General features: G+C 70.3%; 14 protein-coding genes. 4 read left to right on the top strand and 10 right to left on the bottom strand.

The annotated features are described in order from the left end of the window. Positions 1–129: 129 nt before the first annotated feature. Positions 130–1,218 carry a branched-chain amino acid aminotransferase gene (locus AQJ54_RS05610; protein ID WP_062026795.1) on the bottom strand — a complete coding sequence of 363 codons (1,089 nt, stop codon included), beginning with the start codon at positions 1,216–1,218 and terminating at the stop codon, positions 130–132. A gap of 254 nt (positions 1,219–1,472) precedes the next feature. Beyond that, a complete protein-coding gene (locus AQJ54_RS05605; RefSeq protein ID WP_062026796.1) occupies positions 1,473–2,516 on the bottom strand; it encodes a 3-isopropylmalate dehydrogenase in 1,044 nt (347 codons plus the stop codon). A 142-nt stretch (positions 2,517–2,658) separates the two neighbouring features. On the opposite strand from AQJ54_RS05605, the gene AQJ54_RS05600 reads away from it, so the two are divergent. Further along, positions 2,659–4,221 (top strand): purple acid phosphatase family protein, encoded by a 1,563-nt coding sequence (locus AQJ54_RS05600; RefSeq protein WP_062234433.1) that lies wholly within the window; start codon positions 2,659–2,661, stop codon positions 4,219–4,221. Positions 4,222–4,406: 185 nt separating this feature from the next. Here AQJ54_RS05600 and AQJ54_RS47380 read toward each other — a convergent pair whose 3' ends face one another. The 4 genes from AQJ54_RS47380 to AQJ54_RS05585 all read right to left on the bottom strand — a co-directional run bounded on the left by AQJ54_RS47380 (position 4,407) and on the right by AQJ54_RS05585 (position 8,330). After that, positions 4,407–4,538 carry a hypothetical protein gene (locus AQJ54_RS47380; RefSeq protein WP_020138683.1) on the bottom strand — a complete coding sequence of 44 codons (132 nt, stop codon included), beginning with the start codon at positions 4,536–4,538 and terminating at the stop codon, positions 4,407–4,409. 271 nt (positions 4,539–4,809) lie between these two features. Beyond that, on the bottom strand, positions 4,810–5,628 hold the full coding sequence (locus AQJ54_RS05595; protein ID WP_062234431.1) for an alpha/beta fold hydrolase: 819 nt from the start codon (positions 5,626–5,628) through the stop codon (positions 4,810–4,812). A gap of 66 nt (positions 5,629–5,694) precedes the next feature. Beyond that, on the bottom strand, positions 5,695–7,326 hold the full coding sequence (gene pruA, locus AQJ54_RS05590) for an L-glutamate gamma-semialdehyde dehydrogenase (RefSeq protein ID WP_062026799.1): 1,632 nt from the start codon (positions 7,324–7,326) through the stop codon (positions 5,695–5,697). A gap of 77 nt (positions 7,327–7,403) precedes the next feature. Then, a complete protein-coding gene (locus tag AQJ54_RS05585; protein ID WP_062234429.1) occupies positions 7,404–8,330 on the bottom strand; it encodes a proline dehydrogenase family protein in 927 nt (308 codons plus the stop codon). 146 nt (positions 8,331–8,476) lie between these two features. Between AQJ54_RS05585 and AQJ54_RS05580 the strand changes: the two genes are divergently transcribed. Both AQJ54_RS05580 and AQJ54_RS05575 read left to right on the top strand, forming a co-directional pair. Next, positions 8,477–10,018 carry a PucR family transcriptional regulator gene (locus AQJ54_RS05580; protein WP_062234428.1) on the top strand — a complete coding sequence of 514 codons (1,542 nt, stop codon included), beginning with the start codon at positions 8,477–8,479 and terminating at the stop codon, positions 10,016–10,018. A 43-nt stretch (positions 10,019–10,061) separates the two neighbouring features. Continuing rightward, positions 10,062–10,694, top strand: a complete 633-nt coding sequence (locus AQJ54_RS05575; RefSeq protein ID WP_062234425.1) for an HAD family hydrolase — start codon at positions 10,062–10,064, stop codon at positions 10,692–10,694. Positions 10,695–10,736: 42 nt separating this feature from the next. Here the strand turns inward: AQJ54_RS05575 and AQJ54_RS05570 are convergent, their stop codons facing one another. Continuing rightward, positions 10,737–11,327 (bottom strand): TetR/AcrR family transcriptional regulator, encoded by a 591-nt coding sequence (locus AQJ54_RS05570; protein ID WP_062234421.1) that lies wholly within the window; start codon positions 11,325–11,327, stop codon positions 10,737–10,739. A 76-nt stretch (positions 11,328–11,403) separates the two neighbouring features. On the opposite strand from AQJ54_RS05570, the gene AQJ54_RS05565 reads away from it, so the two are divergent. Further along, a complete protein-coding gene (locus AQJ54_RS05565; RefSeq protein ID WP_062234418.1) occupies positions 11,404–12,933 on the top strand; it encodes an MFS transporter in 1,530 nt (509 codons plus the stop codon). A gap of 8 nt (positions 12,934–12,941) precedes the next feature. On the opposite strand, the gene serA is transcribed toward AQJ54_RS05565, so the two are convergent. The 3 genes from serA to ilvN all read right to left on the bottom strand — a co-directional run bounded on the left by serA (position 12,942) and on the right by ilvN (position 16,559). Then, on the bottom strand, positions 12,942–14,531 hold the full coding sequence (serA, locus tag AQJ54_RS05560; protein ID WP_062026805.1) for a phosphoglycerate dehydrogenase: 1,590 nt from the start codon (positions 14,529–14,531) through the stop codon (positions 12,942–12,944). A 392-nt stretch (positions 14,532–14,923) separates the two neighbouring features. Further along, positions 14,924–15,922 (bottom strand): ketol-acid reductoisomerase, encoded by a 999-nt coding sequence (gene ilvC / locus AQJ54_RS05555; protein ID WP_037712202.1) that lies wholly within the window; start codon positions 15,920–15,922, stop codon positions 14,924–14,926. A gap of 112 nt (positions 15,923–16,034) precedes the next feature. Further along, on the bottom strand, positions 16,035–16,559 hold the full coding sequence (gene ilvN / locus AQJ54_RS05550; protein ID WP_062026806.1) for an acetolactate synthase small subunit: 525 nt from the start codon (positions 16,557–16,559) through the stop codon (positions 16,035–16,037). Position 16,560 lies beyond the last annotated feature (1 nt).

Genomic DNA, 16,560 nt, shown 5'->3' with positions numbered 1-16,560 from the left:
GCCCCGGACATCGCAACGGCCCCGGACATGGCAACGGCCCCGGCTTCCGTCGTGACGGAAACCGGGGCCGGCCAGGATGGGAGCGCGGGGTGCACTCAGCCCAGCTCAGGGCTCAACCGCGCTCGGGGCTCAGCCCAGCTTGTGCATCCAGCCGTGCTTGTCCTCGGCCGTGCCGCGCTGGATGTCCAGCAGGGCCCGGCGCAGCCGCAGGGTGACCTCGCCGGGCTCACCGCCGGACTGCTGCCACTCGGCGCTCGCGCGCTTGACCGTGCCGACCGGGGTGATCACAGCCGCCGTACCGCAGGCGAAGACCTCGGTCAGGGTGCCGTTCTCGGAGTCGCGCTGCCACTGGTCGACGGAGACCCGGCCCTCCTCGGAGGTGTAGCCGAGGTCGCGGGCGACGGCCAGCAGGGAGTCACGGGTGACGCCCTCCAGGATCGAGCCGGTGAGGGTGGGGGTGACGATCCGGTCCCCGTACACGAAGTACAGGTTCATGCCGCCGAGCTCCTCGACCCAGGTGTGCTCGACCGCGTCCAGGTAGCAGACCTGGTCGCAGCCCTTGGTGGCGGCCTCGGCCTGGGCGAGGAGGGACGCGGCGTAGTTGCCGCCGGTCTTGGCGTCGCCCATGCCGCCCGGGACGGCGCGGACGCGGTCCTCGGAGAGCCAGATCGAGACCGGCTTGACGCCGCCGGGGAAGTAGGCGCCGGCCGGCGAGGCGATGACCAGGAAGAGGTACTCGTTGGCCGGCTTGACGCCCAGGCCGACCTCGGTGGCGATCATGAAGGGGCGCAGGTAGAGGGACTCCTCGCCGCCGTGCGCCGGGACCCAGGCCTCGTCCTGCTGGACCAGCACGTCACAGGCCTCGATGAAGGTCTCGACGGGCAGCTCCGGCATGCCGAGCCGGTGCGCGGACCGCTGGAAGCGCTCGGCGTTCTTCTCCGGCCGGAAGGTGGCGACGGTCCCGTCGGGCTGGCGGTAGGCCTTGAGCCCCTCGAAGATCTCCTGCGCGTAGTGCAGGACCATGGTGGCCGGGTCGAGGGAGATCGGCGCGTACGGGACGAGCTGGGCGTCGTGCCAGCCACGGCCCTCGGTCCACTTGATCGTCACCATGTGGTCGGTGAAGTGGCGGCCGAACCCGGGGTTGGCCAGGATCGCCTCGCGCTCCGCGTCGGAAAGTGGCGAGGCCGAGGGCTTGAGCTCGATCGTGGGCGTCGTCATGAGTGGTTGTCCTTCACCGGTTGGGTAGTGACGGGCCGCGCTCACGCCCTTTTACTGTCAGTGACCAGTGCTAGGACGTCCGAGCATTCCCTCATTCCGCGGCTCCTCGTTCGATTATCGCAAGCGGGGAGCCAGGGAAGAAACGGCGTGAAATGCGACCCGGGGGATGATGGTGGCACCCGGCGGGGGACATGCGAAAGCCGCCGGGTGCGGGTGACCCGGCGGCTTCGAATGGTTTCGAGTGGTCCGCCCGGTCAGCCGGCTACTCGTACGGCCAGCGCGTCACCGATCTCCGACGTGGAGCGGGCCGGCTTGCCGGAGCGCTCGGCGAGGTCGGCGGAGACCGCCTCGTCGATCCGGGCGGCCTCGGCCTCGAAGCCGAGGTGGCGCAGGAGCAGGGCGACGGACAGGACGGTGGCGGTGGGGTCGGCCTTGCCCTGGCCCGCGATGTCCGGGGCCGAGCCGTGCACGGGCTCGAACATGGACGGGAACTCGCCGCTCGGGTTGATGTTCCCGGAGGCGGCGACGCCGATGCCGCCGGAGACGGCCGCGGCGAGGTCGGTGATGATGTCGCCGAAGAGGTTGTCGGTGACGATCACGTCGAAGCGCCCGGGGTCGGTGACCAGGTAGATGGTCGCCGCGTCGACGTGGATGTAGTCGGTGGTGACCTCGGGGAACTCCTCGGCCACCTTGTTGAAGACGTTCGTCCACAGGTGTCCGGCGAAGGTCAGCACGTTGTTCTTGTGGACCAGCGTGATCTTCTTGCGCGGACGGGCCTGGGCGCGGGCGAAGGCGTCCCGGACCACCCGCTCGACACCGAAGGCCGTGTTCACGGAGACCTCGGTGGCGACCTCGTGCTCGGTGCCCTTGCGGATGGTGCCGCCGTTGCCGGTGTAGGGGCCCTCGGTGCCCTCGCGGACGACGACGAAGTCGATGGCCGGCTCGCCCTTGAGGGGCGTGTCGACACCCGGGAGCAGCTTCGACGGACGCAGGTTCACGTGGTGGTCGAAGGCGAAGCGGAGCTTGAGCAGGAAGCCGCGCTCCAGCACACCGGAGGGGACGGACGGGTCGCCGATGGCGCCGAGCAGGATCGCGTCGTGCTTCTTCAGCGCGTCGAGGTCGGCGTCGGTGAGGGTCTCACCGGTGGCGTGGTAGCGCTGGGCGCCGAAGTCGAAGTCCTTGGTCTCCAGCTTCACATCCTGCGGAAGGACGGCGGAGAGGACCTTCAGACCTTCGGCCACGACCTCCTGGCCGATGCCGTCACCGGGAATCACTGCGAGATTGATGCTGCGAGACATGCGGGAACCCTACTCCTCGTCCCATGGGATGACACGGCCTGTCCGCGATACGGACAGTGCAGGAAGGCCGGGCGTCAGCCCTTCTCCTGGCGTTCACCCCTAGGTGTGAGGGCCGTTGGGCTCGGCTGGGAACTTCACCGCCATGGACCTTCCCGACTTCGGCATTCCGCCCCAGCTCGCGCGCCGGATGAGCATGGCCGAGCAGCACGAGTACCTGCGGACGAAGCTGACCCGGCGGCGCACGCTGGTCACCGCGGGCGCGGTGGCGGGCGGCCTGCTGACCGGCTGTTCCGCCGAGGGGAAGGCCACCAGGGGAACGGCCGCCGCGGGCAGAGCCACCCCCTCGGTGCACGGTTCCGCCATCACCCCCTTCGGCCGCCACCTCGCCTTCGGCGCCGATCCGAGGACACAGATGCGGGTCTCGTGGCAGGTCCCGCTCGCGGTCCGCAAGCCGTACGTCCGCATCGGCCTGCGCCCCGACGACCTGAGCCGGAAGATCGAGGCCGAGCTGCGCGACCTGCACACCCCGGGGCAGAGCGGCGTCCGTCTCGCCCTCGACCAGTACTACCTGCACGCGGCCCTGGACGGACTGCGCCCCGGCACCACGTACTACTACGGCGTCGGCCACGAGGGCTTCGACCCGGCGGACGCCGGACACCGCGCCACCCTCAGCAGCTTCCGTACGGCCCCGACGAGCCCGGAGAGCTTCGTGTTCACGGCCTTCGGCGACCAGGGCGTCGGCACGGCCGCGGCCGCCAACGACAACCTGCTGCTGCGCCGGAAGCCCGCCTTCCACCTCCACGCCGGCGACCTCTGCTACGCCGACGCCAACGGCCAGGGCCTCACCTCGGACGGCTACGACCCCGGGTTCTGGGACCTGTTCCTCAAGCAGAACGAGGGGGTCGCGCGGAGCGTGCCGTGGATGGTGACGACCGGCAACCACGACATGGAGGCCTGGTACTCGCCCGACGGCTACGGCGGCCAGCTCGCCCGCTGGACCCTCCCGGACAGCGGCTTCGACCCGCGCTCGGCGCCGGGCGTCTACTCCTTCGCGTACGGCAACGTCGGCTTCGTGGCACTGGACGCGAACGACGTGTCGTACGAGATCCAGGCCAACCTCGGTCACACGGACGGGAAGCAGACGGCCTGGCTGGACCGGCGGCTCGGTGAGCTGCGGGCGGCCAAGGGGATCGACTTCGTGGTCGTCTTCTTCCACCACTGCGCGTACTCGACGTCCTCGCACGCCTCCGACGGCGGGGTACGGGCGCTGTGGCTGCCGCTGTTCGAGAAGCACCAGGTCGATCTGGTGATCAACGGGCACAACCATGTGTACGAGCGGACCGACGCCATCCGCGGCGGGGAGGTCGGCCGCAAGGTGCCGGTCGGCGGGGCCACGGACCCGACGCGGGACGGCATCGTCCACGTGACCGCGGGCGGCGGCGGCCGGGATCTGTACGGCTTCCCTCCGGGCGTGCAGGAGAGCTACGAGGGGCGGGTGCACGACCACGAGTCGGTGGAGACCTTCCACTGGACCAGGTCGAGGCAGGCCCACAAGGAGACCGTGGAGTGGTCGCGGGTGCGCTACCGGGGGTTCTCGCTGCTCTCCGTGGAGGCGCGCAGCGGGGCGCGGCCGAGCCTGACGGTGTCGGCGCTCGCGCAGGACGGCAAGCGGGTGGACCACTTCGAGGTGCGGCGCGGGGCGTGAGCACGGCCTTGCGCGTGGACCATTTCCGAGGTGCGGCGCGGGGCGTGAGCACGGCCTTGCGCGTGGACCATTTCCGAGGTGCGGCGCGGGGCGTGAGCACGGCCCGCGCCACACCTCGTGCGGGTGCGGCTCCCGGCTTGGGTCGGTCCTAGCCGGCGCCGGCGCTGCGGCGCCGGCTACAGGTGTCAGTGGCCGGTCGAGCCGCCGTTGTCCCGGCGGTCGAGGGCGCGCTGGAGCGCCGCGGCGGCGTTCTTGCGGTCGGAATCGCTCGTACGGGAGATGTGACGGACTCGACGGCGGGCGGTCGTCTCGGCCATGAGAAATCGACTCCTTCGAAGTACCTGGGAAGGGGATTACGAGACGCCGGAAGGGGCGGGGAGCACTGGCCGCAGGGGTTGCCTGCATCGGGCCCGGCTCACGACCGCCATTCGCTTGATCGAGCGAGACGTTCGGCTCCTACAAAGCTAAGGGAGGCGGGCCTGTCTGTCTCCACAATTACTCGGACTTCCTACTATCTGAGACGGTGAAGTGGATCACCCCGCGCTGACCTGCGCTTTCGCCGAAGGAAGATCCCGGGGCGGCGCCCCTTCAGGGCCCTGCCGTCAACGCCCCCGTCACGGCCTCCCGGAAGGCGTCCGGGGACTCCGCCCACGGCACATGCCCGGTGCCCGGCAGCACCGTCCGCCGTACGCGCGGCAGCGCCTCCGCGAGGGAGTCCACCGCCGAGCGCGGACGGATGTCCTCGGCGCCGTCGACGATCAGGACGGGCACGTCCAGGTCCCGGCAGGCCGCCCGGAGTTCAGGGGTGCCCCAGGCCCGCCTGCTCTCGGTGGTCAGGGCGCTGTTGCACGCGTAGTTGATCTCGAACCAGGGGTCGGCCATCCGCCGGGCCCGCTCCAGGGCCCGCTCACGGTCCGCGAAGTCGGCCGACCACTGGAGGACCACCTGCTCGCGCTCGCCCTCAGGGGGCTCCTGCCCGTCCAGGCGGGACGCGAGGTTCGCCTTGTAGGCGGCGTGCCAGTCGGACACCGGGCCGATCCCGTTCCCGCTCACGTAGACCAGCGTGCTCACCCTCTCCGGGTGGGCCAGGGTGTAGCTCAACGCCAGCTGCGCGCCCCAGGAGTGGCCGAGCAGGGCCGTCCGGTCCAGGCCGAAGTGCCGGCGTACGGCGTCCAGGTCGGCGACGAACCGCTCGGTGGTCCAGGGGCCGTCGCACCGCTCGGAGCGGCCGCAGCCGCGCTGGTCCCAGCGGATCACCGTGGTCCGGTCCTCGAACATCGCGGCCACGTCCTCGAACATGTCCCACAGCCCTGGTCCGCCATGGCACAGCACCAGCGGGTCGGTTGAGCCGGGGACACCCGAGCGGGCTGCCCACAGTCGTACGCCGTCCTCGGTGATCACGGTCATGCCCGCATTGTGCACACACGAAGGGGCCGGGCAACAGCCCGGCCCCTCAGGGTGACTGACGGGACGTCAGCCCATGTGCGGGTAGCCGTACTCGGTCGGCGGGACCAGCGTCTCCTTGATGGCGCGGGTCAGCGTCCAGCGCTGGAGGTTCTGCGGCGCGCCGGCCTTGTCGTTGGTGCCGGAGGCACGGCCGCCGCCGAAGGGCTGCTGGCCGACGACGGCGCCGGTCGACTTGTCGTTGATGTAGAAGTTGCCGGCCGCGTACCGCAGCTTCTCCATCGTGTACGCGGCGGCCGCGCGGTCCCCCGCGATGACCGAGCCGGTCAGGGCGTAGTCGGACGCCGACTCCATCTGGGTCAGCATCTCCTCGTACCGCTCGTCCTCGTAGACGTGCACCGCGAGGAAGGGACCGAAGTACTCGGTGGTGAAGACCTCGTTCTCCGGGTCGGTGCACTCCACGACGGTCGGACGGACGAACCAGCCCACCGAGTCGTCGTAGGAACCGCCCGCCACGATCGTGCAGGTCGGGTCCGCCTGGGCGCGGTCGATCGCGGCCTTGTTCTTGGCGAAGGCACGCTCGTCGATGACGGCGCCGATGAAGTTGGAGAGGTCGGTGACGTCACCCATGGTGATGCCGTCGACCTCGGCGGCAAACTCCTCGCGGAAACCGCTGTTCCAGATCGACGCCGGGATGTAGGCCCGGGAGGTGGCGCTGCACTTCTGGCCCTGGTACTCGAAGGCACCGCGGGTGAGCGCCGTCTTCAGGATCGCGCGGTCGGCGCTCGGGTGGGCGACGACGAAGTCCTTGCCGCCGGTCTCACCGACCAGGCGCGGGTAGGAGCGGTACTTCTCGATGTTGTTGCCGACCGTCTTCCACAGGTACTGGAAGGTCTTGGTGGAGCCGGTGAAGTGGATGCCGGCGAGGTCCCGGTGCTCCAGGGCGACCTTGGAGACCTCGATGCCGTCGCCGGTGACGAGGTTGATGACGCCCTTGGGCAGGCCCGCCTCCTCCAGGAGCTGCATCAGCAGCACGGCGGCGTGGGTCTGCGTGGGGGACGGCTTCCAGACCACCACGTTGCCCATGAGCGCGGGCGCGGTGGGCAGGTTGCCCGCGATCGCCGTGAAGTTGAACGGCGTGATCGCGTAGACGAAGCCTTCGAGCGGGCGGTGGTCGAGGCGGTTCCAGACACCGGGGGCGTTGGCCGGGGGCTGCTCGGCGAGCAGGTCACGGGCGTACTTGACGTTGAAGCGCCAGAAGTCGACCAGCTCGCAGGGCGTGTCGATCTCGGCCTGCTGGGCGGTCTTGGACTGGCCGAGCATGGTGGAGGCAGCCAGGGTCTCGCGCCAGGGGCCGGCGAGGAGTTCGGCCGCGCGCAGGATGATCGCGGCGCGGTCGTCGAAGGACATCGCGCGCCAGGCGGGCGCGGCGGCCAGGGCCGCGTCGATGGCGTCCTGAGCGTCCTGCTGGGTGGCGTTGGCGTAGGTGCCGAGGCGGGCCTTGTGGTTGTGCGGCTGCACGACGTCGAAGCGCTCACCGCCGCCCATCCGCTTCTCGCCGCCGATGGTCATCGGCAGGTCGACCGGGTTCTCGGCCAGTTCCCTGAGCTTGGCCTCCAGCCGGGCCCGCTCGGGCGAACCGGGGGCATAGCCGTGCACCGGCTCGTTGACGGGGGTGGGGACCTGGGTCACAGCGTCCATGGGTTCCGTAACTCCTTGTGCTTGAGCGGGTGTTCGGGATCAGCCCTTGCTGACCAAGCTGCGGGGGACGAGGCCTGTCAGCCTCGCGAGACCATGCTGCGGACGAAGAAGCGCAGGTTCGCCGGCTTCTCCGCGAGCCGCCTCATGAAGTAGCCGTACCAGTCCGTGCCGTAGGCCGTGTAGACGCGCATGCGGTGACCTTCGGCGGCGAGCCGCAGGTGCTCGTCGCTCCTGATCCCGTACAGCATCTGGAACTCGTACTCGTCCGGCTTGCGGCCGGTCTGGCGGGCGAGTTCCTGGGCGATGGAGATCAGGCGCGGGTCGTGGGAGCCGACCATCGGGTAGCCCTCGCCCTCCATGAGGATGCGCAGGACCCGGACGTACGCCTTGTCGATCTCGTGCTTCTGCTGGTAGGCGACCTCGGCGGGCTCCTTGTAGGCACCCTTCACCAGCCGCACCCGGCTGCCGGCGGCGGCGAGACGGCGGGCGTCGGCCTCGGTGCGGAAGAGGTAGGCCTGGATGACACAGCCGGTCTGCGGGAAGTCCTTCCGCAGTTCCTCGTGGATGGCGAACATCGAGTCGAGGGTGGTGTGGTCCTCGGCGTCGAGCGTGACCGTCGTACCGATCGCGGCGGCGGCCTCGACGACCGGCCGGACGTTGGCGAGCGCCAGCTCGTGGCCGCCTTCGAGGGCCTGGCCGAACATCGACAGCTTGACGGACATCTCCACCCGCTCGCCGAGCCCGAGGTCGCGCAGCCGGTCGACCAGCGCGAGGTAGGCGTCCCGGGCCGCGCCCGCCTGCTCGGGGGTGGTGATGTCCTCGCCGACGACGTCCATCGTCAGCTCCAGGCCGCGGCCGGTGAGCTCCTCGATGATCGGCACCACGTCGTCGACGCTCTCACCCGGGATGAAGCGGTCGACGACCTGCTTGGTCACCGGGGCCGCCGAGATCAGGCGTCGCATCCGGTCGCTGCGCGACGCGGCAAGAATCACGGGACCCAGCACGGGGCACCTCCACAAACCAGCAGATAGAACCACCGTGAAACCTAAGGATCCCTCCGATCGTCGGCCATCGACAGCTGTCACGCATCCGTGCCACCGATCTCAGACAGATGTATGAAGCGGCCGGTTCCGTGGGGGAGAATGCCCGGATGACGACGGATTCCCGAGGCGACTACCAGGAACTGGTCGACGAGATCTCGGAGCTCCTGGGCGTTCCGGCGACGCTGGAGAACCGGGACTTCGAGCTGATCGCCTTCGGTGCGTACGACAGCGAGGGCGAGCTCGATCCGTCGGCGCTGGACCCGGTCCGCACCCGCTCGATCCTGACCCGCCGTTCCACGGCCGCGGTCCGGACGTGGTTCGAGGGCTTCGGCATCACGCGGGCGACCGCCCCGGTCCGGATCCCGCCGACTCCGGAGGCGGGCGTGTACCGCGGCCGGATCTGCCTTCCGGTACGGCACCGGGGGGTCGTCCTCGGTTACGTCTGGCTCCTGGACTCCGAACCCGGTACCCCCGGCCCGACCGACCCGCAGCTGGACGCGGCCATGCGGGTGGCGGCCCGGATCGGGGCTCTGCTCGCGGACGAGGCGCAGCACGGGGCCGACCTCAGCCGGGAGCTGCGGGCCGTGCTGACCGCCGAGCGCGGCTGGCAGGCCGACATGGCGGTGGCCGCCCTGCGCACCGCACTGGGTCCCCGGGGCGACGGCCCGTACGCCGTCGTGTGCGTCGCGCCCTGGCCGTCCGCCGACCCGGACGACGCCCCGTCCGCCCGTACGGTCCCGCACGCGACGGCCCTCTGCACGGTTCCGTGGGGTCCCACGGCCCAGTGGCTCGCGGCCCTGATCCGCCTGCGCGCGACGGACACCCTGACCCCGGCGACCTCGGCGGCGACCCGACTGCTGGAGCGGGCACGGGGGGTGGAGGGAGGCGGGGCCGACACGGGCACGCAACGCACCCTGGGCACGCACGGCACTCCGGGCGCACACCCAGGCACGCAGGGCACTTCAGGCACACACGGCACCACAGGCACGCAGGGCACCCCGGGCACGCAGGGCACCCCGGTCACGCATCGCACCTCGGGCACGCACGGCACTCCAGGCACGCAAGGCACCTCGGGCACACACGGCATCCGAGGCACGCAAGGCACCACAGGCACGCCCGGCACCCCGGTCACGCAAGGCACCCCAGGCACGCCCGGCACTCCAGGTACGCCCGGCACCCCAGGCACGCCCCGCACCCCTGGCACGCGCGGCACCCCGGCCACGGCGGCCGCCCCCCTCACCGTCGCCGCCGGCATCGCCTCCCCCCGTGTGGCCCTCGCCGAGCTCGCCGCCGCCTGGCAGGAGGCGTCGGCCGCGGCCCGGGCCGCGCTGGCGGAGCCGGGGTTCGGACCGGTGGCGGAGTGGTCGCGGATCGGCCCGTACCGTCTCCTCACGTCCCTGCCCCCGGAGACGGCCCAGGACCCCGCCGTACGCCCCCTCCTCTCCCCCGCCCACCGCGAACTCGCCCGCACGGCCGAGATCTACCTCGACTGCGCGGGCCAGGCCGCCCGCACCGCGTCCGAGCTGGGCATCCACCGCCAGACCCTCTACTACCGCCTCTCCCGCGTGGAACAGCTCACCGGCCTGGACCTGGACGACGGCGAACACCGCCTGCTCCTGCACATGGCCCTCAAGGCGGCGAGACTCTAGACCCGGCCGGAGTCCTGTCGACGGGAACGGACGGGAGACCGATGTGCCCCTGCTGATGATCGACCTCGACAACACCCTCGTCGACCGGGACGCCGCCTTCCGCGCGGCCGCGACCGCGTTCCTCGCCGAACACGACCTCCCCGAAGCGGACTTGGACTGGATCACGGCTCTCGACGGCAGCGGTCTCACCCCGCGGCCCGAGGTCGCGAGCGCGCTGTCCGCACGGTACGGCGGCCTCGACTCCCGGGACTTCCTCGACCGGGGCGCGGCCGACCGGACCACGCTCGAGGACCCGGTTCGCGAGGCGCTCGTCGAGGTACTCGCCGCCGGCTGGTCCTGCGTGATCGTGACCAACGGGCGGACCGTCCAGCAGGAGGCGAAGATCCGCAACACGGGTCTCGACCGGCTCGTCCACGGCTGGGTGATCTCCGAGGATGCCGGCCACCGCAAGCCCGAGCCGGAGATCTTCCACCTGGCGGCGGCCCTCGCCGGAGCCCCGCTCGACGGCTCCTGGATGATCGGCGACTCCGCCCTCGCCGATGTCGGAGGGGCGCGGGGCGTCGGGGCCCGCAGCGCATGGGTCTCGGGCGGCCGGCCCTGGACGGAGACCCGCTGTCGGCCCACCTTCACCGCACCGGACACCGCGTCCGCCATCCGGAGAGCGACCGGCACCTGAGCCGGCACGAGGGCGTCGGCGCGCCGACCGCGACCGCCGGTGTCAGCTCCTCGTCGTGCCCTCGATCACCCGGCGCAGGCCCTCCGTGAGCTGGGTGGCGTTCGTTGCCGTCTCCGGGTTGAAGAGCCACTGGACCATGAGCCCCTGGAGGAGGGTCTGGTAGAAGCGGCCCTCGGTGTCGACGGCGTCCTTGCCCTGCTGTTCCTCCGGTACGCCATTGAAGAGCGGGAGCAGACCCGAGCGGCCCTGTTCCTCCGCCTCGACGAGCATCCGGCGCACCTCCGGCATCCGGTCGCCCTGGATGATCAGTTCGAAGCTCAGCATCCAGATCGCCCGGGACTCGCCGACCGCCTCGACGATGTGGGTCCACACCTCCTGGAAGCGCTCCAGCGATCCGGGGGCCGTGGCCATGGCCTCCCGCCCTGCCCGGCTGGGGTCGAAGCGGTCACCGGTCGCCTCGACGAGCGAGACGTAGGCCTGCACCAGAAGCGCGTCCTTCGAGCCGTAGTGGTAGCCGATGGACGCCAGGTTCGTCCCTGACTCCTTGACGATGTCCCGCGCGGTCGTCCGCAGGAACCCCTTCTCCAGCAGACAGCGCTTCGCGCCTTCGAGCAGATCCTCACGGTGTCCCATGCGCCCACCCTATCTAGACAAGCGATTTATACAAGTGTCATAGACAAGCGTTTAAGACGCTCGTATAGTCCTCGGCATGACGAACCCGACTCCCACCGGCCCTCTGGCCGGACGCCGCGAATGGACCGCACTCGTCGTCCTGATGCTGCCGCTGCTCCTGGTCTCGATGGACGTCTCCGTCCTCTACTTCGCCGTCCCCGCGATCAGCGCCGACCTGGAGCCCAGCGGCACCCAGCAACTGTGGATCTTCGACATCTACGCGTTCGTCCTGGCCGGCCTGCTGATGACCATGGGCTCCCTGGGCGACCGCATCGGCCGCCGCAAGCTGCTGCTGATCGGCGCGTTCGCCTTCAGCGCGGCCTCCCTGGCGGCCGCGTACGCGCACAGCGCCGAGATGCTGATCGCCGCCCGCGCGGTCCTCGGCATCGGCGGCGCGACCCTGATGCCCTCGACGATGGCCCTGATCCGCACGATGTTCACCGACCCGGGACAGCGCGCGAAGGCGATCGGCCTGTGGTCCGGAGTGATGACCGCGGGCATCGCGCTCGGCTCGGTGATGAGCGGACTGCTGGTCCAGTACTTCTGGTGGGGCTCGGTCTTCCTGGTCAACCTGCCCGCGATGGCCCTGCTGCTGGTCCTCGGCCCGATCCTGCTGCCCGAGTCCAAGGACCCCGCACCCGGCCGCTTCGACTGGTGGAGCGTCCCGCTGTCCATGGCCGCCGTCCTGCCCGTCGTCTACGGCCTCAAGGAGATCCCCTCCGAGGGCTGGCACGTCGGATACGTCGTCTCGATCACCGTCGGCCTGCTCTTCGCGACCCTCTTCGTGCACCGCCAGCGCACCACGGCCTCACCGATGATCGACCCGGCACTGTTCCGCGGCCACGGCTTCGCGCCCTCCGTCGTGCTCAACCTGATCGGCTCGTTCGCCATGATGGGCTCGGCGTACTTCACCACGCAGTACCTCCAGTCGGTGCTCGGCAAGAGCGCCCTGGACGCGGCCCTGTGGGCCCTGCTGCCCTCGGTACCGATCGGCGCTGCGGCCCCGACGGCGACCGCGCTCGTCCAGAAGGGCGTCAACCGGGCCTACGTCGTCACCGCCGGCTTCCTGATCGGCGCGCTCGGCTACGCACTGCTGGCCTTCGTGGGCACCGACTCCCTCTGGCTGGTCCTGGTCGCCTGCGGTGTCCTGGCCTGCGGGATCGTCGTGGTCATCTCGCAGATCACGGACCTCGCCCTGAGCAGCGCCCCGGTGGAACGGGCGGGCTCGGCATCCTCCCTGATGGAGACCGCCGGCGAGTTCGGCGGCGCCCTCGGGATGGCGGTCCTCGGCTCGATCGGTACGGCGATCTACCGCCACGACATTCCGGCCTCGGCCCCGGACACGGCCCGCGAGACGCTGGGCGGGGCGCTGTCCGTCGCGGACCGGGTCCCGGGTCTGGCGACGGCGGCGAGGGAGGCCTTCACCCACGGGATGCAGGGGGCGGCGATCGCGGGCGCGGTCCTGCTGGTGGGGGCGGCGGGACTGGCGGCGATGACGCTGCGACGGATTCCGGTGCACAGCAAAACGCCGGACGAGCCGAGTTCCCTCAGCCCGTCCGGCGTGTGAAACAGATGTCAGACCAGGTTCACCGCACGCGCGGACGTCGCCCCGATCTCCTCGGCGACCTCGGTCAGCACCCCGGCGGGCACCGTGTCGTCCACCGTCAGCACCGCCAGCGCCTCGCCACCGGCGACCGCCCGCGAGACCTGCATGCCGGCGATGTTGATCCCCGCCTCGCCGAAGATCCGCCCGACCGTACCGACGACACCGGGACGGTCCTCGTACCGCAGCACCACCATGTGGTCGGCGAGCGCGAGGTCCACGTCGTACTCGCCGACCGCGACGATCTTCTGGAGGTGCTTGGGACCGGCGAGCGTGCCGGAGACCGACACCTCCTCGCCGCTGCCGAGCGTGCCGCGCACGGTGACGACGTTGCGGTGGTCGGCCGACTCCGAGCTGGTCGTCAGCCGCACCTCGACACCGCGCTCCTGCGCGAACAGCGGGGCGTTGACGTACGACACCGTCTCGTCGACGACGTCCTCGAAGACGCCCTTCAGAGCAGACAGCTCCAGCACCTTCACGTCGTGCTGGGTGATCTCGCCGTACACCTCGACGTCGAGGCGGACCGCGACCTCGCCCGCGAGCGCGGTGAAGATGCGGCCGAGGCGCTCGGCGAGCGGCAGACCCGGCTTGACGTCCTCGGCGATGACACCGCCCTGGACGTTGACCGCGTCCGGCACCAGCTCACCGGCGAGGGCGAGGCGCACGGAGCGGGCCACGGCGATACCGGCCTTCTCCTGCGCCTCGTCGGTGGAGGCACCGAGGTGCGGGGTGGCGACGACCTGGTCGAACTCGAACAGCGGGGAGTCCGTGCAGGGCTCCTTCGCGTACACGTCGAGACCGGCACCGGCGACCCGGCCCTCCTTGAGGGCGGAGTACAGCGCCTCCTCGTCGACGATTCCGCCACGGGCCGCGTTGACGATCCGCACGCTCGGCTTGACCTTGCGCAGCGCCTCGTCACCGATGAGGCCGACCGTCTCGGGGGTCTTGGGCAGGTGGACGGTGATGAAGTCGGAGACCTCGAGCAGCTCGTCCAGCGACAGCACCTTGACGCCCATCTGGGCGGCGCGGGCGGGCTGGATGTAGGGGTCGTAGGCGACGACCTTCATGCCGAAGCCGGACATGCGCTGGGCGACCAGCGCGCCGATGCGGCCGAGGCCGACGACACCGAGGGTCTTCTCGGCCAGCTCGACACCCGTGTACTTGCTGCGCTTCCACTCGCCGTTCTTCAGCGCGGCGTTGGCCTGCGGGATGTGGCGGGCGGTGGCGACGAGGAGACCGCAGGCGAGCTCGGCGGCGGTCACGATGTTCGAGGTGGGCGCGTTGACGACCATCACGCCGGCCTTGGTGGCGGCGGAGACGTCGACGTTGTCCAGGCCGACGCCGGCTCGTGCGACGACCTTCAGCTTGTGCGCGGCGGCGATGGCCTCGGCGTCCACCTTGGTGGCGGAGCGGATCAGGATCGCGTCGACGTCGGCGATGGCCGGGAGCAGTTCGGCTCGGTCCGCTCCGTTGCAGTGCCGGATCTCGAAGTCCGGACCAAGCGCGTCCACGGTCGCGGGCGACAGCTCTTCAGCGATGAGTACGACAGGTTTCGAGCTCACGTGAGTCCTCACAAGTCCATTGCGGACGGCCGTCCCGACGGCCGCAGGCGGTGGAGGGAGCGGCGCCGGGGAATTGCCCGGTGCGTTCCCGCGTCGTTCGGTGCGTGCTCTCGGTGTGCCGGACGAAGGTCCTCGTAGCGGAGCTACTAGGGCCTTTGGCCGGTGCGGCGAGAGTGCGTGCCGGGCGGCGTGGGGGTGTGCTGGACAATTCCTCGGTGTCGCATAGCCGCGTGGAAGACGCACGACGTTGTGGGCCTGACGCGTATGTTGTGCGCCAGTGTAGTGGCGCGGTGGAGGGCGTATCGCGCCTCCGTGGAAGGATCACCCGGACGTGATCCGCCAGGTTGGACAACGGGACCGGAGCTGACCGCTCCGGCCCCGCCGGCAGAGGCTTACGCCTCCTCGTCGACCCACGACATCAGCTTGCGGAGCTGCTTGCCCGTGGTCTCCAGCAGGTGCTCGGAGTCCTGCTGCTTGTACTCGTTGTACTTCTTCAGACCGCCGTGGTACTCGGCCATCCACTCGCGCGCGAAGGTGCCGTCCTGGATCTCGGCGAGGACCTTCTTCATCTCGGCCTTGGTGGCGTCCGTGATGATCCGCGGGCCGGTGACGTAGTCGCCCCACTCGGCGGTCTCGGAGATCGACCAGCGCATCTTCTCCAGGCCGCCCTCGTACATGAGGTCGACGATGAGCTTCAGCTCGTGCAGGCACTCGAAGTACGCGATCTCCGGCTGGTAGCCGGCCTCGGTCAGCGTCTCGAAACCGGCCTTGACCAGCGCGGCCGTACCACCGCAGAGAACGGCCTGCTCACCGAACAGGTCGGTCTCGGTCTCCTCGGTGAAGGTCGTCTTGATGACGCCGGCGCGGGTGCCGCCGATGCCCTTGGCGTACGACAGCGCGAGCGCGAAGGCGTTGCCCGACGCGTCCTGCTCGACGGCCGCGATACACGGAACACCGCGGCCCTCCTCGTACTGGCGGCGCACGAGGTGACCGGGGCCCTTGGGGGCGACCATGCAGACGTCGACATTGGCCGGCGGCTTGATGAAGTCGAAGCGGATGTTCAGGCCGTGGCCGAAGAACAGCGCGTCGCCGTCGTTCAGGTTGTCCTTGATGGACTCCTCGTAGACCTGGGCCTGGATCGGGTCCGGGACCAGGATCATGATGACGTCGGCCTCGGCGGCGGCCTCGGACGGCGTCACCACGCGCAGGCCCTGCTCCTCGGCCTTGGCCTTGGACTTGGAGCCCTCGTGCAGACCGACACGTACGTCGACACCCGAGTCACGGAGCGACAGCGCGTGGGCGTGGCCCTGGCTGCCGTAACCGATGACCGCGACCTTGCGGCCCTGGATGATGGACAGGTCGGCGTCGGCGTCGTAGAACAGCTCGGCCACTTTGGGTTCTCTCCTTGGGTGCAGGTGTTGCGTCCCACCGTATGACGGCGGGGTGGGATGAAGTCTCGGGGTCTCGGTATACGGGCGGCCGGGTGGCCGCCCGTACCCGATGTCACGCGCTGCGGTCGAGGGCGCGCAGCGAGCGGTCGGTGATGGAGCGGGCGCCGCGGCCGATCGCGATGGTGCCAGACTGGACCAGCTCCTTGATGCCGAAGGGCTCCAGCATCTTCAGCATCGCGGACAGCTTGTCGCTGGAGCCGGTGGCCTCGATCGTGACGGCCTCCGGGGAGACGTCGACGGTCTTGGCGCGGAACAGCTGGACGATCTCGACGATCTGGGAGCGCGTCTCGTTGTCGGCGCGCACCTTCACCAGAACGAGTTCACGGTGAACGGCCTGCGCCGGCTCCAGCTCGACGATCTTCAGCACCTCGACGAGCTTGTTGAGCTGCTTGGTGACCTGCTCCAGGGGCAGCGCGTCGACGCTCACCACGATCGTGATGCGGGAGATGTCGGCGTGCTCGGTCACCCCGACCGCGAGCGAGTCGATGTTGAAGCCACGGCGCGAGAAGAGGGCCGCGATCCGGGCCAGGATGCCCGGCTTGTTCTCCACCAGGACGGAGAGCGTGTGCTTGGACATG

Source organism: Streptomyces griseorubiginosus (genome assembly GCF_001514195.1).
Taxonomy (GTDB): domain Bacteria; phylum Actinomycetota; class Actinomycetes; order Streptomycetales; family Streptomycetaceae; genus Streptomyces; species Streptomyces griseorubiginosus.
The sequence above is the reverse complement of the archived record's forward strand: the minus strand, read 5'-3'. Positions and strand labels throughout refer to the sequence as shown.

Bases quoted from the DNA above. Each gene is read 5' to 3' on its own strand.
- AQJ54_RS05570 (WP_062234421.1), bottom strand. From the start codon at position 11,327: ATGGGACACCGTGAGGATCTGCTCGAAGGCGCGAAGCGCTGTCTGCTG.
- AQJ54_RS05595 (WP_062234431.1), bottom strand. From the start codon at position 5,628: ATGACCGTGATCACCGAGGACGGCGTACGACTGTGGGCAGCCCGCTCG.
- ilvN (WP_062026806.1), bottom strand. From the start codon at position 16,559: ATGTCCAAGCACACGCTCTCCGTCCTGGTGGAGAACAAGCCGGGCATC.
- pruA (WP_062026799.1), bottom strand. From the start codon at position 7,326: ATGGACGCTGTGACCCAGGTCCCCACCCCCGTCAACGAGCCGGTGCAC.
- AQJ54_RS05580 (WP_062234428.1), top strand. From the start codon at position 8,477: ATGACGACGGATTCCCGAGGCGACTACCAGGAACTGGTCGACGAGATC.
- AQJ54_RS47380 (WP_020138683.1), bottom strand. From the start codon at position 4,538: ATGGCCGAGACGACCGCCCGCCGTCGAGTCCGTCACATCTCCCGTACG.
- AQJ54_RS05610 (WP_062026795.1), bottom strand. From the start codon at position 1,218: ATGACGACGCCCACGATCGAGCTCAAGCCCTCGGCCTCGCCACTTTCC.
- AQJ54_RS05600 (WP_062234433.1), top strand. From the start codon at position 2,659: ATGGACCTTCCCGACTTCGGCATTCCGCCCCAGCTCGCGCGCCGGATG.
- AQJ54_RS05605 (WP_062026796.1), bottom strand. From the start codon at position 2,516: ATGTCTCGCAGCATCAATCTCGCAGTGATTCCCGGTGACGGCATCGGC.
- AQJ54_RS05565 (WP_062234418.1), top strand. From the start codon at position 11,404: ATGACGAACCCGACTCCCACCGGCCCTCTGGCCGGACGCCGCGAATGG.